A 15,790-nucleotide genomic window follows, 5' to 3' on the forward strand; every position below is an offset into this window, starting at 1 on the left:
TAGCTATATCCCAACACCAGAAAGAGCAACAGATAAACCATTCTTAATGCCAGTAGAAGATGTATTCACAATTACTGGTAGAGGAACAGTTGCGACTGGAAGAGTAGAAAGAGGAATACTACACGTAGGAGACGAAGCAGAAATCGTTGGACTAAGTGAAGATAGAAGAAAAGTAGTAGTAACAGGAATAGAAATGTTCAGAAAGTTACTAGATGAAGCACAAGCAGGAGATAATATAGGAGCATTATTAAGAGGGGTACAAAGAACAGATATCGAAAGAGGTCAAGTGCTTTCAAAAACTGGATCAGTAAACCCACATAGTGCATTCGTAGGTCAAGTTTACGTATTAAAGAAAGAAGAAGGCGGAAGACATACACCATTCTTTGATGGATATAGACCACAATTCTATTTCAGAACAACAGACGTAACAGGATCAATCAAATTACCAGATGGAATGGAAATGGTAATGCCAGGAGACCACATAGATATGAATGTTGAATTAATAACAACAGTAGCTATGGATGAAGGATTAAGATTTGCTATAAGAGAAGGCGGAAGAACTGTAGGTTCTGGAGTTGTTACTACTATAGTTAAATAATACAAGATGTTTAAGGGCTGGGTTCTCTAACCTAGTCCTTTACATAGTGATAAAATGTTGACTTTGTAATTTATTTGTGATAATGTTATGAAGTGAATGACATAGTAAGGTAAAAGCTTATACTAATACGAAGCTTATGCTGTATATAGAAAAAAACTGGAGGTGCAGACAATGAGAGTAAAGATAACTTTAGCTTGCACAGATTGCAAACAAAGAAATTACCACTCAATGAAGAACAAGAAAAATGACCCAGATAGATTAGAGGTTAAAAAGTACTGCAAATTTTGCAAAAAACATACTCTTCACAGAGAAACTAAGTAATAAAGTTCTCAGCTTTTTTTAAGGATGTGAATAATAATGGCTGTAAATGGCAAGGTTAAAAAAGAGTCTGCACCTAAAAGGGAAGCAGGCATTGTTAAGTTCTTTAGAGAGGTTAAAGGTGAAGTTAATAGAATAACTTGGCCTAATAAAAATGAAGCAAAAAAAGCCTTAATAGCTACAATTGCCTTTACACTAGCATATGTTGTGCTAGTTGGTGGCTTAGACCTTGTTTTTAAAAACCTCTTTGAAATTATTTTAAAATTAAAATAAGGGAGGTTTGGGTGAGCTATTCATCCTGATAATATGAGTGAAAGAGCTAGATGGTATGTGGTACACACATATTCTGGATATGAAAATAAGGTAAAAGCAAACATTGAAAAAACTATAGAGAATAGAGCTCTTGAGTCCTTAATTCAGGATATACAAGTTCCTATGGAAGAAGTTATCGAAGAAAAGGATGGAAAACAAAAAATATCTCTAAAGAAGAAGTTTCCAGGATATGTTTTAGTAAAAATGTTGATGAGTGACGAATCTTGGTATGTTGTTAGAAACACAAGAGGAGTTACAGGTTTTGTTGGACCTGGATCAAAACCTGTTCCTTTAACTGATGAAGAAGTTGATTCTATGGGTGTAGTTGATATGCCTGTTGAAATTAATTTAGAGGTTGGAGAGAGCGTAAGAATAGTATCAGGACCATTTAAGGATATGCTTGCTACTGTTGTTGAGATAAACACAGAAAAGCGTAAAGTGAAAGCTTTAGCAGAATTATTTGGTAGAGAGACTTCTATTGAAGCCGAATTAAATCAGGTTGAAAGATTAGTTTAATACTAATTTTTATCAATAAAGACTATGGTCTTAATTAAGTGGGAGGGCTAAAGTCCGTATTACCACAGTATAGGAGGAATAACACATGGCTAAGAAAGTAACAGGAATGATAAAACTTCAACTTCCTGCAGGCAAGGCAACACCAGCTCCACCAGTTGGTCCAGCATTAGGACAACATGGAGTTAATATAATGGGATTCTGTAAGGAGTTTAATGCTAAAACTGCTGATAAAGCTGGTTTAATAATACCAGTTGTTATAACAGTATATCAAGACAGATCATTTAGCTTTATATTAAAAACTCCACCAGCTGCAGTTTTAATTAAAAAAGAATTAGGACTAGAAAGTGGTTCAGGAGTTCCAAACAGAACTAAAGTTGGAAAAATAACTAAAGAACAAGTAAGAAAAATTGCTGAGTTAAAAATGCCAGACTTAAATGCTGCATCAGTAGAAACTGCAATGAGTATGATTGAAGGTACTGCTAGAAGCATGGGAGTAACTGTAGTAGAGTAATTTCTAGAAATTGGTGGGAGGTAATAACCGTTAATACCACAAAGGAGGCTTAATAATGGGAAAGAAATATGTTGAAAGTGCAAAATTAGTAGATAAGAGTGCTTTATACACTCCAGTTGAAGCTTTAGATTTAGCAGTAAAAACTGCAAAAGCTAAGTTTGATGAAACAATAGAAATACACGTAAGATTAGGGGTAGACCCAAGACATGCTGATCAACAAGTTAGAGGAGCAGTTGTTCTTCCACACGGAACTGGTAGATCAGTTAAAGTATTAGTATTTGCTAAAGGTGATAAAGCTAAAGAAGCTGAAGCAGCTGGAGCAGAATTCGTTGGAGCTGAAGAATTAGTTTCTAAAATCCAAAACGAAAACTGGTTTGATTATGATGTAGTTGTAGCTACTCCAGATATGATGGGTGTAGTTGGTAGATTAGGTAGAGTATTAGGACCAAAGGGATTAATGCCGAATCCAAAATCAGGTACAGTTACATTTGATGTTGCTAAAGCAATCGCTGATATCAAAGCTGGTAAAGTTGAATATAGAGTAGATAAAACTGCTATAGTTCACTGCCCAATCGGAAAGAAATCTTTCGGAGTGGAAAAATTAGCTGACAACTTCCGTGCTTTAATGGAAGCTGTAGTAAAAGCTAAACCAGCAGCTGCTAAAGGACAATACGTTAAGTCAGTTTCTTTATCAGCAACAATGGGACCTGGAGTTAAAGTTAACCCAGTTAAAGTTTTAGAATAGTATTGACATATGTCGAGAAATGATATATAATCAATAACGTTGTAATAACTGAATAGGTAAAACCGTAGACAGTGGGTGCGATGTGCATAACGTAAACAACCTACCGAGGGTTCCATACAAATGCTTGTAATGGGTCTTTCCTTGTCTGCGGAAAGACCCTTTCTTAATTATAAAAAAGCAGTTAAAAACTGTGAGGAGGTGGACACACAGTGGTAAATAAGAATAGACAGTTAAAAGAAGCGAAAGTTGCTGAAATTAAAGAGAAGTTAGAAAAAGCTCAATCTGTAGTTCTTACAAGTTATCAAGGATTAACAGTTGAAGAAGATACTCAACTTAGAAAGACTCTTAGAGAAGCTGGTATAGAATATAAAGTATATAAAAATACTTTAGTTACATTAGCAGCTAAGGAATTAGGCCACGAAGGAATAGTTCCATTCTTAGAAGGACCTGTATCAATAGCATTCGGTTACGAAGATGTTACAGCTCCAGCAAGAATTTTAAGTGACTTTGCTAAAACTCATAAGAAATTAGAGTTAAAAGCAGGAATAGTATCTGGTGAAGTTTATGATGCAGAGAAAGTTAAACAACTTGCTGCAATACCACCAAAAGAAGTTCTTATTGCAAAACTTCTTGGAAGCTTCAAAGCTCCATTATCAAATCTTGCATATTTATTAAATGCAATAAAAGAGAAAAAAGAATCAGAATCTGCTGAATAATTAGTGATTATAGCAGAAAAAAATAATTAGTAAAAAATTTCGGAGGTGCCTTAAAATGACAAAGGAACAAATCATAGAAGCTGTAAAAGCTATGAGCGTTTTAGAATTAAATGAATTAGTAAAAGCTTGTGAAGAAGAATTCGGAGTAAGTGCTGCTGCACCAGTTGCTGCTGCAGGCGGAGCTGCTGTTGCTGCTGTTGAAGAAAAGACTGAATTCGACGTAGTTTTAACTAGCGCTGGAGCTAACAAAATAAAAGTTATAAAAGTAGTTAGAGAAGTAACTGGATTAGGATTAAAGGAAGCTAAAGAAATAGTTGACGGAGCTCCTAAAACAATTAAAGAAGCTATAGCTAAAGAAGCAGCTGAAGAAATAAAAGCTAAATTAGCTGAAGTTGGAGCAGAAGTTGAAGTAAAATAATTTCTGTTTAGCATAAAAGAGGTGCTAGTACTAGCGCCTCTTTAATTTCTCTATAAATAATTTAGAAATTACAATAAAAGTGATTATAAGGTAAAACAAGTATTGACAGCGCAAGATCAATATGATAATATCATTTAATGTACTATTCAATATGGAATAGTATATATAATTTTAGAATAGCCGTATATAAATTAATAATCTAGGTTATACTAAAATAATGACATTACCCGAAAGTAACCTTCCGTAGGGGGAAGTGCGTACTTTTGGTTATTTTAGTTTAAACGAGGGGTGAAAGTTGATGGTACATCCTGTCCAAGTGGGAAAAAGAACTAGAATGAGCTTTGGAAAGGTAAAAGAAGTTGCAGAAATGCCAAATCTGATTGAGGTTCAATTAGATTCATACAACTGGTTCCTAAAAGAAGGGCTTTATGAGGTTTTTGAAGATGTAAACCCTATAACTAACTTCACGGGAAATCTAGTTTTGGAGTTTACTGACTTCAAGCTTGACAAAGATAACATTAAGTACTTAGTAGAAGAGTGTAAAGAAAGAGATGCAACTTATGCTGCACCTTTAAAAGTATCTGTAAGGCTTCAGAACAAGGAAACTGGAGAAATTAAAGAGCAAGAGGTTTTCATGGGAGATTTCCCATTAATGACTGAGCAAGGTACTTTTGTTATAAATGGAGCAGAAAGAGTTATAGTAAGCCAATTGGTTAGATCACCAGGTGTTTATTATAATGTGTCAAGAGATAAAAGTGGTAAGAAGCTATTTTCTTCAACAGTAATACCTAATAGAGGAGCATGGTTAGAGTATGAAACAGATTCTAATGATGTAATCTATGTAAGAATTGATAAGACAAGAAAGTTACCGATAACAATCTTAGCAAGAGCTATGGGTTTTGGAACTGATACTGAACTTATTGAGTATTTTGGTGAAGACGAAAGATTCAAGGCTACTATTGAAAAAGATAATACTAAGACTAAAGAAGAAGCACTATTAGAAATTTACAAGAGATTAAGACCAGGAGAACCACCAACTGTTGATAGTGCAGTATCTCTTATTGATTCATTATTTTTTGACGCAAAAAGATATGATTTATCTAGAGTTGGAAGATATAAATTCAATAAAAAGTTAGCTATAAACTTAAGAATTGCTAATCAAATAGCAGCAACAGATATAGTTAACCCAGAAACTGGAGAGATTCTGGTAGAGAAGAATCAAAAGATAGCAAGAACTGTAGCTAAAGAAATTCAAAATTTAGGGATAAACTCTGTAGATATATTAGTTGATGATAGAATCTTTAGAGTAATCGGAAATCACTTTGTTAAAATCCAAAATCATGTTGATTTTAATGTAGATGATTTGAATATTAAAGAAAATGTTCATTTCCCTACCCTAAAAGAAATTCTTGATACTTATTCTACTGAAAAAGAGATTAAGGATGCTATAAAGAAGAATATTAATAGACTTATACCTAAGCATATTGTTAGAGATGATATATATGCAACAATAAGTTATGAATTAGGATTACCTTATGGTATAGGAAATGTTGATGATATAGATCATTTAGGGAATAGAAGATTAAGAAGTGTTGGAGAACTTCTACAAAATCAATTTAGAATTGGTTTATCAAGAATGGAAAGAGTAGTTAAAGAAAGAATGACTATTCAAGACCAAGAAGGAATAACTCCACAAGTATTAATTAACATAAGACCAGTAGCAGCTGCTATTAAAGAATTCTTTGGTAGTTCACAGCTTTCTCAGTTCATGGATCAAACAAATCCATTATCTGAGCTTACTCACAAAAGAAGATTATCAGCTTTAGGACCTGGAGGACTTTCGAGAGAAAGAGCTGGGTTTGAAGTTAGAGACGTTCACTACTCACACTATGGGAGAATGTGTCCGATAGAAACACCAGAAGGACCTAATATAGGACTTATAAACTCTTTAGCTACTTATGCAAGAGTTAATGAATATGGTTTTATAGAAACTCCTTATAGAGTTATAGATAAAGAAACTAGTCTTGTTACAAATGAGATTAGATACTTCACAGCAGATGTTGAAGATCAATATTACGTTGCACAAGCTAAGGAACCGATAGGAGAAGATGGAAAACTATTAGATTCTAGAGTTACTGTAAGATACATGGAAGATGTTCTTGTGATTCCTAGAGAAGATGTAGATTTAATTGATATATCTCCAAGACAAATAGTTTCTGTTGCTACTGCTATGATTCCTTTCTTAGAGAACGATGATGCTTCCAGAGCACTTATGGGATCTAACATGCAACGTCAAGCAGTTCCATTATTAAAACCACAAGCACCAATTGTAGGTACTGGGATTGAATTTAAAGCGGCTGTAGATTCTGGGGTTCTACCTAAAGCAGTTAATGCAGGGGTAGTGTCCTATGTAAGTGCTAATGAAGTTAGAGTTAAAAGAGATTCTGATGGAGGAACTGACACATACAGACTTCTAAAGTTCAAGAGGAGTAACCAAGGTACTTGTATTAATCAAAGACCTATAGTTTCTAAAGGCGAATACGTATCAAATGGTACTGTATTAGCTGATGGACCATCTACTGATTTAGGAGAAATAGCATTAGGTAAAAATATCAGAATGGGATTTATAACCTGGGAAGGATATAACTACGAAGATGCTATGCTTATTTCAGAAGAACTAGTTAGAGAGGATGTGTTCACATCTATTCATATAGAAGAATATGAATGTGAAGCTAGAGACACTAAATTAGGACCAGAAGAAATAACTAGGGATATTCCAAATGTTGGTGATGATGCAATAAGAGATCTTGACGAAAGAGGAATCATCAGAATTGGTGCTGAAGTTAGATCTGGAGATATTCTTGTAGGTAAAGTAACACCTAAAGGAGAAACTGAATTAACAGCAGAAGAAAGACTATTAAGGGCTATATTCGGAGAAAAAGCTAGAGAAGTAAGAGATACTTCTTTAAGAGTTCCTCATGGAGAAGCTGGTATAATAGTTGATGTTAAAGTGTTCACTAGAGAAAATGGTGATGAACTTACTCCAGGAGTTAATGAATTAGTTAGATGTTATATAGCACAAAAGAGAAAAATATCTGTTGGAGATAAGATGGCTGGACGTCATGGAAACAAAGGGGTTATTTCTAGAGTTTTACCAGAAGAAGATATGCCATTTTTACCTGATGGAAGACCACTACAAATATGTCTAAACCCTCTAGGGGTTCCTTCACGTATGAATATTGGTCAGGTACTTGAAGTTCATTTAGGATGGGCAGCAAGTAAATTAGGTTGGCATATAGCTACACCAGTATTTGATGGAGCTACAGAAAAAGATATTGAAAACTGTCTTGAAGATGCAGGATATAATGCAAATGGAAAGACTGTACTTTATGATGGTAGAACTGGAGAACCGTTTGATAACTCTGTTACTGTTGGGATAATGTATATCTTAAAACTAGCCCATTTGGTTGATGATAAGATACATGCTAGATCTACAGGTCCATACTCACTAGTTACTCAACAACCACTTGGAGGTAAAGCTCAATTTGGTGGTCAAAGATTTGGTGAGATGGAAGTTTGGGCACTTGAAGCTTATGGTGCTGCTCATACATTACAGGAAATTTTAACAGTTAAATCAGATGATATTGTAGGTAGAGTTAAAACTTACGAATCAATTGTAAAAGGTGAAAATATACCTGAACCAGGCGTACCTGAGTCATTTAAGGTTCTTATTAAAGAACTTCAAGCTCTTTGCTTAGATGTAAGAGTTCTTAATGATGAAAATCAAGAAGTTAAACTTAAAGAATTGACAGAAGATGATGACGCAGTTGAATTAGATGTAAATATAGAGGGTAATGAAGATTTTGTACCAGCAACTCCAGATGGAGAAGATAGTTATTTAACTGGAGATGAGGAATTGGAAGAAGAGTTAGATTATGAATCATTCCAATTAGATGAATTCCAAGAAGATTTAGAACTTGATGATTTTAATGATGAACACTAATTTGAAGGGAGGATATACCCTTGATCGAATTAAATAATTTTGATGCATTGCAAATAGGTTTGGCTTCTCCACAACAGATAAGAGAATGGTCTAGAGGGGAAGTTAAAAAACCAGAAACTATTAACTATAGAACATTAAAGCCAGAAAGAGATGGTTTGTTCTGTGAAAGAATATTTGGACCACAAAAGGATTGGGAATGTCATTGTGGAAAATATAAGAGAGTAAGATATAAGGGAATTGTCTGCGATAGATGTGGAGTAGAGGTAACTAAAGCTAAGGTAAGAAGAGAGAGAATGGGGCATATAGAACTTGCTGCCCCTGTATCTCACATATGGTATTTTAAAGGGATTCCGTCAAGAATGGGGCTAATATTAGATATGTCTCCAAGGGCTCTTGAAAAAATATTGTATTTTGCTTCTTATGTAGTTATAAACCCTAAAGAAACACCATTATTAAAGAAACAGTTATTAAATGAAAAAGAATATAGAGAAGCTGTAGATAAATATGGTGAGGAAAGTTTTGTAGCTGGAATGGGTGCTGAATCTATAAAAATGTTATTAGGAGAAATAGATTTAGAGAAACATTCAGTAGAGCTTAAAGAAGAATTAAAACAAAGTACAGGTCAAAAGAAAGTTAGAATAATTAGAAGATTAGAAGTTGTTGAATCTTTCAGAAAATCAGGAAACAATCCTGAATGGATGATAGTTGATGTTATACCAGTTATACCTCCAGATTTAAGACCAATGGTTCAATTAGACGGAGGAAGATTTGCAACGTCTGACTTAAATGATCTATATAGAAGAGTTATAAACAGAAATAACAGACTTAAAAAACTTTTAGATCTTGGAGCTCCTGACATAATAGTGAGAAACGAAAAAAGAATGCTTCAAGAAGCTGTAGATGCACTAATAGATAACGGTAGAAGAGGAAGACCTGTTACAGGTCCTGGAAACAGACCACTTAAATCTTTATCTGATATGCTTAAAGGTAAGCAAGGAAGATTTAGACAAAATCTTCTTGGTAAAAGAGTTGACTACTCAGGAAGATCTGTTATAGTTGTTGGACCTGAGTTAAAGATGTACCAATGTGGGCTTCCAAAAGAAATGGCTCTAGAATTATTTAAGCCATTTGTTATGAAAAAATTAGTTCAAGATGGTGTAGCTCATAATATAAAAGCTGCTAAGAGAATGGTTGAAAGAGTTAGTGCTCAGGTGTGGGATATACTTGAAGAAGTAATAAGTGATCATCCTGTATTATTAAACCGTGCTCCTACTCTTCATAGATTAGGTATTCAAGCATTCCAACCAGTTTTAGTTGAAGGTAGAGCTATTAAACTTCATCCATTAGTTTGTACAGCTTATAATGCTGACTTCGACGGTGACCAAATGGCTGTTCACGTTCCTTTATCAGTTGAAGCACAAGCAGAAGCTAGATTCTTAATGCTAGCTGCTGGAAATATACTAAAACCATCTGATGGTAAGCCAGTTTCTGTACCTACACAGGATATGGTTCTAGGTTCTTACTATCTAACTGTAGATAAAGATGGTGTTAAAGGAGAGGGATCTTACTTCTCTTCAGTAGATGAAGTGCTTATGGCATATTCGTTAAAGGAAATTGATATTCATGCTAAAATAAATGTAAGATTGTATAGAGAAATAGATGGTAAACTTGAAAGTGGAATAGTTAAAACTACTGTAGGAAAGATTATATTTAATGAATCAATTCCTCAAGATCTTGGATATGTAGATAGAACTAATCCTGCTGAAAGATTTAATCTAGAGGTTGATTTCTTGGTGACAAAAGGTACACTTGGGGGAGTAATTGATAGATGCTATGTTAAACATGGTCCAACTAAGACTTCTGTAATGTTAGATAATATTAAAGCTACAGGTTATCATTATTCTTCAATTGGAGCTATTACAATAGCAGCTTCAGATATGATAGTTCCTCAAAGAAAATATGAGTTGCTTGAAGAAACTGACAAAACAGTTGATAGAATTGAAAAGATGTTTAGAAGAGGATTGATTTCAGAAGAAGAAAGATATGATAGAGTTATTCAAAAGTGGACTGATACGACTGAAGAAGTTGCGAATGCACTTATGGATAGTATGGATAAGTTTAATCCTATATATATGATGGCGGATTCTGGAGCCAGAGGATCTAAATCTCAGATCAAGCAATTAGCTGGTATGAGAGGACTTATGGCAAATCCTTCAGGTAAGATTATAGAATTACCTATTAGAGCATCGTTTAGAGAAGGCCTAGATGTATTAGAGTACTTTATATCAACTCATGGAGCTAGAAAAGGTAATGCCGATACAGCTCTTAAGACAGCTGACTCTGGATACTTAACAAGAAGACTTGTTGATGTATCTCAAGATGTTATAGTTAGAAGTCAGGATTGTGGAACAACTGAAGGAATAGTTGTTGCGGATATTAAAGAAGGAAATGAAGTTATCGAAGGTTTAAAGGAAAGATTAACAGGAAGATATAATGCTGAAGATATAATTGATCCAGAAACTGGAGATGTTATACTTGCTAAAGATAACTATATGGATGTTCATATGGCTGATAAAATAGTAAAAGCTGGTGTTAAGAAAGTTAAAATTAGATCAGTATTTACATGTAAGGCTAAAGTTGGAGTTTGTGCTAAGTGTTATGGTATGAATATGGCAACTGGACAAAAGATAAATATCGGTGAAGCAGTAGGTATTATAGCAGCTCAATCTATAGGAGAACCAGGAACTCAGCTTACAATGAGAACATTCCATACAGGTGGAGTTGCTGGAGCGGATATAACTCAAGGGCTTCCTAGAGTTGAGGAGTTATTTGAAGCTAGAAAACCTAAGGGATTAGCTATAGTAAGTGAAATACACGGTACAGTTAAGTTTGAAGAGACAAAGAAAAAGAGAGTAGTTTATGTAGTATCTAACGAAGGTGCTGAGAAAACTTATGATATACCTTTTGGATCAAGACTTAAGGTTAGTGATGGAGATATAGTTTCAGCTGGAGATGAAATCACAGAAGGATCTGTAAATCCACATGATATCATGGGTATTAAGGGAGTAGATGGGGCTAGACAATATCTGCTTTCAGAAGTTCAAAAAGTTTATAGACTACAAGGTGTTGATATAAATGATAAGCATCTTGAAGTAGTAGTTAGACAAATGACTAGAAAAGTTAAGATAAGCGAATCAGGTGATACTGAACTATTATCAGGAACTTTAATAGATATGTTTGATTTTGATGAAGAAAATGCTAGAGTGGAAGCTTTTGGTGGAGAACCAGCTCAAGGAGAAAAGGTACTTCTAGGTATAACTAAAGCAGCACTTGCAACGGATAGTTTCCTTTCCGCAGCGTCATTCCAAGAAACTACAAGAGTTCTTACTGATGCAGCAATAAAAGGAAAAATAGATCCACTTCTTGGATTGAAGGAAAATGTAATTATTGGTAAACTGATTCCGGCAGGAACAGGTATGTTAAGATATAGAACAGTAAAACTCAATACTGAGGATAATATTGCAGATGAAATAGATGAAATTGCTATTGAAGATTAAACAATCAATATTATTGACATGTGTATGCTTAGATGATAAAATAAACTTTGTGTGATTTGTAAGCTACTGTATAGTATACATTTGTCTACATGATTACATGAGCAAAGTTTTCTAAACTTTGCCCATGTTCTATATAATTGGGGGGATTTCATGATAGACAGACTGATAGGAAAAAAGCTTATTGGGATCAAACAATGTGCCAAAGCTATGAAAAATGGTTCTGGTACAAAGTTATATGTAGCTAAAGATTCAGATGAAAGGTTAATTTTACCTTTAATAGAATTAGCCACAGAAAAAAACATTCAAATTAATTATGTTGACACCATGAGGGATTTAGGCAAAATGTGTAGCATAGAAGTAGGTGCAACATCTGCTTTAATGCTTGAATAACGCAATTATCTAATTTATATAGATAAGTGAAAAAATCAGGAGGTGAAACCATGCCAACTATTAGCCAATTAGTAAGAAAAGGTAGAAAGACAGTTGTTACTAAATCAACTGCACCAGCACTAAAGGAATGTCCACAAAGAAGAGGAGTATGTACAGTAGTTAAAACTACCACTCCAAAGAAACCAAACTCAGCTCTAAGAAAGATAGCAAGAGTTAGATTAACTAACGGTTACGAAGTAACAGCTTATATCGGAGGAGTAGGTCACAACTTACAAGAGCACAGCGTTGTTCTTATAAGAGGTGGTAGAGTTAAGGATCTTCCAGGTGTTAGATATCATATTGTTAGAGGAGCTCTTGATTCTGCAGGAGTTGCTAACAGAATGCAAGCAAGATCAAAGTATGGTGCAAAGAGACCAAAGAAAAAATAATATGGTAATTTAGTGCAATGCCTTCAGCATTTACATAGATAAAGAAAAATCTTTAATATATACTGCAGGAGCAGCGCACTTTACGGCAAATGAGTCGAGTACCAATGAACTTAAACTAAGATTGTTAAGGAGGGAAGAAAAGTGCCAAGAAAAGGACATATATCTAAAAGAGATGTATTAGCAGATCCAGTTTACAACTCAAAGGTTGTAACAAAATTAATCAACAGTATAATGGAAGATGGTAAAAAAGGGGTAGCACAAAAAGTGTGTTACGGAGCTTTTGAAACTATTGAACAAAAAACAGGTAAAGACCCATTAGAAGTATTCGAGGCAGCAATGAATAATATAATGCCATTACTAGAAGTAAAGGCAAGAAGAATAGGTGGAGCTAACTATCAAGTTCCAATAGAAGTTAGACCAGAAAGAAGACAGACTTTAGGTTTAAGATGGTTACTTATCGCAACTAAAAAAAGAGGCGAAAAGTACATGAGAGAAAAATTAGCTGGAGAATTAATGGATGCAGCTAATAATACTGGAGCAGCTGTTAAGAAGAGAGAAGATACTCACAAAATGGCTGAAGCTAATAAAGCATTTGCTCATTACAGATACTAATTTCAAAACTGTTTTGGCTAATGCCAAAACAGTTTTATCTAATTTAAAAAACACAATTTGAGAGGAGGAAATTTCATGGCTAGAAAATATCCTTTAGACAAATTCCGTAATTTTGGAATAATGGCTCATATAGATGCTGGTAAAACAACAACTACTGAGCGTATATTATTCTATACAGGAAGAAGCCATAAAATTGGTGAAGTTCATGAAGGAGCAGCTACTATGGACTGGATGGTTCAAGAGCAAGAAAGAGGTATAACAATTACTTCCGCTGCTACAACATGTGTATGGAAAGATCATGAATTGAATATTATAGATACACCAGGACACGTAGACTTTACGATAGAGGTTGAAAGATCACTAAGAGTACTAGACGGAGCAGTAACTGTTCTTGATGCTAAATCTGGTGTTGAACCTCAAACTGAAACTGTTTGGAGACAGGCGGATAAGTATGGTGTTCCAAGAATGATTTATGTAAATAAAATGGATGCTACAGGTGCTGATTTCTTTAGATGTATTAATACAGTTAGAGATAGATTAAAAGCTAATGCAGTTCCAATACAAATTCCAATTGGATCAGAAGAAAACTTCAAAGGTATTGTTGATCTTATTAAAAATAAAGCCGAAGTATATTATGATGATTTAGGTAAGGATGTTAGAGAAGAAGATGTACCTGCAGACTTAGCGGATCAAGCTGAAGAATATAGAGGAGCTTTAATTGAAGCAATAGCTGAAACTGATGAAGAATTAATGATGAAATACCTAGATGGTGAAGAAATAACTGTTGATGAGTTAAAAGCAGCTTTAAGAAAAGCTACTATAGCAAATGAGATAGTTCCATGTATATGTGGATCTTCATATAAAAACAAAGGTGTACAATTAATGATCGATGGAGTTGTTGATTACTTACCATCACCATTAGATATACCACCAGTTCAAGGTACTTCTTTAGATGGCGAAGAAGATTCAAGAGAGGCTTCAGACGAAGTTCCAATGTCTTCATTAGCATTTAAAATTGCTACTGACCCATTTGTTGGTAAGTTAGCATTTACAAGAATATATTCTGGAGTAATGCGTAGTGGTTCTTATGTTCTTAACTCAACTAAGGGCAAAAAAGAAAGAGTTGGAAGACTTGTAAAAATGCACGCAAATACAAGAGAAGAAGTTCAAGAGCTAGAAGCTGGTGAATTAGGAGCTGTTATTGGATTAAAGAACACTACTACAGGTGATACTTTATGTGATGAAAACAATCCAATAATACTTGAATCTATGGAATTCCCAGAACCAGTTATAAATGTAGCTATTGAACCTAAAACAAAAGCAAGCCAAGAGAAGATGGGATTAGCATTAGCTAAGTTAGCTGAAGAAGATCCATCATTCAGAACTTGGACTGATGAAGAAACTGGTCAAACAATTATTGCAGGTATGGGTGAATTACACTTAGAAATAATTGTTGATAGACTTACAAGAGAGTTTAAAGTTGAGTGTAACGTAGGGGCTCCACAAGTTGCTTACAAAGAAACAATTAGATCTGCTGTTAAAGCGGAAGCTAAATACGCTAAGCAATCAGGTGGTAAGGGTCAATATGGTCACTGTGTAATTGAAATGGAACCTACTGAAGGTGAATATGTATTTGAAAATGCTGTAGTTGGAGGAGCTATTCCAAGAGAATACATTCCAGCAATAGATAATGGAATACAAGAAGCTTCAAAAAATGGTATCATAGCAGGATATCCAGTTATCAACTTTAAGATTAAGTTAGTTCATGGATCTTACCATGAAGTTGACTCCTCAGAAATGGCATTTAAGATTGCAGGATCTATGGCGTTTAAAAATGCGATGTCAAAAGCAAGTCCAGTATTACTTGAACCATCAATGAAGGTTGAAGTTACTATGCCAGAAGAGTATATGGGTGACGTAATCGGAGACATAAACTCAAGAAGAGGAAGAATTGAAGGTATGGAAGCATTAAATGGTGCTCAAGTAGTTAGAGCATTCGTTCCACTTTCAGAAATGTTTGGTTATGCAACTACTTTAAGATCAAGAACTCAAGGTAGAGGAGTTTACTCAATGGTATTTGATCATTATGAGGAAGTTCCAAAGAACATTCAAGAGCAAATAGCAGGAAAAAGAGCTTAATAGCTTTTAAAATAAGTTATTCTAAATTTGACCTTATTAAGGAGGAAAATAAAAATGGCTAAGTCAAAATTCGAAAGAAATAAACCACACGTAAATATTGGAACAATAGGACACGTAGACCACGGTAAGACAACATTAACAGCAGCAATAACAACAGTATTAGCAAAAAAAGGGTTTGCAGAAGCATTTAACTATGCAGATATAGATAAGGCACCAGAAGAAAAAGAGAGAGGTATAACAATAAATACCGCTCACGTAGAATATCAAACAGAAAACAGACACTACGCACACGTAGACTGTCCAGGACATGCTGACTATGTAAAGAACATGATAACAGGAGCAGCACAAATGGATGGAGCGATCTTAGTTGTATCAGCAGCAGACGGTCCAATGCCACAAACAAGAGAACATATACTACTAGCATCAAGAGTAGGAGTTGACTATATCGTAGTATTCTTAAACAAAGCAGATATGGTAGATGACGAAGAGTTATTAGAGTTAGTAGAAATGGAAGTAAGAGAATTACT

General features: G+C 34.6%; 15 protein-coding genes and 1 other annotated feature. All 15 genes read left to right on the forward strand.

The window, feature by feature from the left end; translation table 11 throughout:
• Positions 1–598: EF-Tu C-terminal domain-related protein (locus BUA92_RS22520; protein WP_242950185.1), on the forward strand; the 598-nt coding region annotated here is incomplete at its 5' end.
• 171 nt (positions 599–769) lie between these two features.
• The gene (rpmG, locus tag BUA92_RS22525; RefSeq protein ID WP_021800140.1) at positions 770–919 is read left to right on the forward strand and encodes a 50S ribosomal protein L33; all 150 of its coding nucleotides are present in this window, start codon (positions 770–772) and stop codon (positions 917–919) included.
• 36 nt (positions 920–955) lie between these two features.
• Positions 956–1,189, forward strand: a complete 234-nt coding sequence (secE, locus tag BUA92_RS22530) for a preprotein translocase subunit SecE (protein ID WP_073022857.1) — start codon at positions 956–958, stop codon at positions 1,187–1,189.
• A 33-nt stretch (positions 1,190–1,222) separates the two neighbouring features.
• The gene (gene nusG / locus BUA92_RS22535; protein WP_073022858.1) at positions 1,223–1,744 is read left to right on the forward strand and encodes a transcription termination/antitermination protein NusG; all 522 of its coding nucleotides are present in this window, start codon (positions 1,223–1,225) and stop codon (positions 1,742–1,744) included.
• Positions 1,745–1,829: 85 nt separating this feature from the next.
• Positions 1,830–2,255, forward strand: coding sequence for a 50S ribosomal protein L11 (gene rplK / locus BUA92_RS22540; RefSeq protein ID WP_021800143.1), 426 nt, complete (start codon positions 1,830–1,832; stop codon positions 2,253–2,255).
• 55 nt (positions 2,256–2,310) lie between these two features.
• The gene (gene rplA / locus BUA92_RS22545) at positions 2,311–3,000 is read left to right on the forward strand and encodes a 50S ribosomal protein L1 (RefSeq protein WP_021800144.1); all 690 of its coding nucleotides are present in this window, start codon (positions 2,311–2,313) and stop codon (positions 2,998–3,000) included.
• 44 nt (positions 3,001–3,044) lie between these two features.
• Positions 3,045–3,174, forward strand: a sequence feature (ribosomal protein L10 leader region).
• A 35-nt stretch (positions 3,175–3,209) separates the two neighbouring features.
• The gene (gene rplJ / locus BUA92_RS22550) at positions 3,210–3,716 is read left to right on the forward strand and encodes a 50S ribosomal protein L10 (RefSeq protein WP_021800145.1); all 507 of its coding nucleotides are present in this window, start codon (positions 3,210–3,212) and stop codon (positions 3,714–3,716) included.
• Between the two features lie 55 nt (positions 3,717–3,771).
• Entirely contained in the window at positions 3,772–4,134 is a 363-nt protein-coding gene (rplL, locus tag BUA92_RS22555) for a 50S ribosomal protein L7/L12 (RefSeq protein WP_021800146.1), read from the forward strand.
• Positions 4,135–4,432: 298 nt separating this feature from the next.
• Entirely contained in the window at positions 4,433–8,137 is a 3,705-nt protein-coding gene (rpoB, locus tag BUA92_RS22560; protein WP_073022859.1) for a DNA-directed RNA polymerase subunit beta, read from the forward strand.
• Between the two features lie 20 nt (positions 8,138–8,157).
• On the forward strand, positions 8,158–11,694 hold the full coding sequence (gene rpoC, locus BUA92_RS22565; RefSeq protein ID WP_073022860.1) for a DNA-directed RNA polymerase subunit beta': 3,537 nt from the start codon (positions 8,158–8,160) through the stop codon (positions 11,692–11,694).
• A gap of 150 nt (positions 11,695–11,844) precedes the next feature.
• Positions 11,845–12,084 carry a ribosomal L7Ae/L30e/S12e/Gadd45 family protein gene (locus tag BUA92_RS22570; protein WP_073022861.1) on the forward strand — a complete coding sequence of 80 codons (240 nt, stop codon included), beginning with the start codon at positions 11,845–11,847 and terminating at the stop codon, positions 12,082–12,084.
• 50 nt (positions 12,085–12,134) lie between these two features.
• Complete coding sequence (gene rpsL / locus BUA92_RS22575; protein ID WP_021800150.1) at positions 12,135–12,512, forward strand: 30S ribosomal protein S12; 378 nt, start codon at positions 12,135–12,137, stop codon at positions 12,510–12,512.
• Between the two features lie 141 nt (positions 12,513–12,653).
• The gene (rpsG, locus tag BUA92_RS22580) at positions 12,654–13,124 is read left to right on the forward strand and encodes a 30S ribosomal protein S7 (protein WP_073022862.1); all 471 of its coding nucleotides are present in this window, start codon (positions 12,654–12,656) and stop codon (positions 13,122–13,124) included.
• A gap of 75 nt (positions 13,125–13,199) precedes the next feature.
• The gene (gene fusA / locus BUA92_RS22585; RefSeq protein WP_073022863.1) at positions 13,200–15,263 is read left to right on the forward strand and encodes an elongation factor G; all 2,064 of its coding nucleotides are present in this window, start codon (positions 13,200–13,202) and stop codon (positions 15,261–15,263) included.
• A 54-nt stretch (positions 15,264–15,317) separates the two neighbouring features.
• Positions 15,318–15,790: GTP-binding protein (locus BUA92_RS22590; protein WP_139259402.1), on the forward strand; the 473-nt coding region annotated here is incomplete at its 3' end.

It is taken from the genome of Clostridium intestinale DSM 6191, from assembly GCF_900130055.1.
Taxonomy (GTDB): domain Bacteria; phylum Bacillota; class Clostridia; order Clostridiales; family Clostridiaceae; genus Clostridium_T; species Clostridium_T intestinale.

Bases quoted from the DNA above. Each gene is read 5' to 3' on its own strand.
- secE (WP_073022857.1), top strand. From the start codon at position 956: ATGGCTGTAAATGGCAAGGTTAAAAAAGAGTCTGCACCTAAAAGGGAA.
- rpoB (WP_073022859.1), top strand. From the start codon at position 4,433: ATGGTACATCCTGTCCAAGTGGGAAAAAGAACTAGAATGAGCTTTGGA.
- fusA (WP_073022863.1), top strand. From the start codon at position 13,200: ATGGCTAGAAAATATCCTTTAGACAAATTCCGTAATTTTGGAATAATG.
- rplL (WP_021800146.1), top strand. From the start codon at position 3,772: ATGACAAAGGAACAAATCATAGAAGCTGTAAAAGCTATGAGCGTTTTA.
- rpmG (WP_021800140.1), top strand. From the start codon at position 770: ATGAGAGTAAAGATAACTTTAGCTTGCACAGATTGCAAACAAAGAAAT.
- rplA (WP_021800144.1), top strand. From the start codon at position 2,311: ATGGGAAAGAAATATGTTGAAAGTGCAAAATTAGTAGATAAGAGTGCT.
- rplK (WP_021800143.1), top strand. From the start codon at position 1,830: ATGGCTAAGAAAGTAACAGGAATGATAAAACTTCAACTTCCTGCAGGC.
- rpsL (WP_021800150.1), top strand. From the start codon at position 12,135: ATGCCAACTATTAGCCAATTAGTAAGAAAAGGTAGAAAGACAGTTGTT.
- nusG (WP_073022858.1), top strand. From the start codon at position 1,223: ATGAGTGAAAGAGCTAGATGGTATGTGGTACACACATATTCTGGATAT.
- BUA92_RS22570 (WP_073022861.1), top strand. From the start codon at position 11,845: ATGATAGACAGACTGATAGGAAAAAAGCTTATTGGGATCAAACAATGT.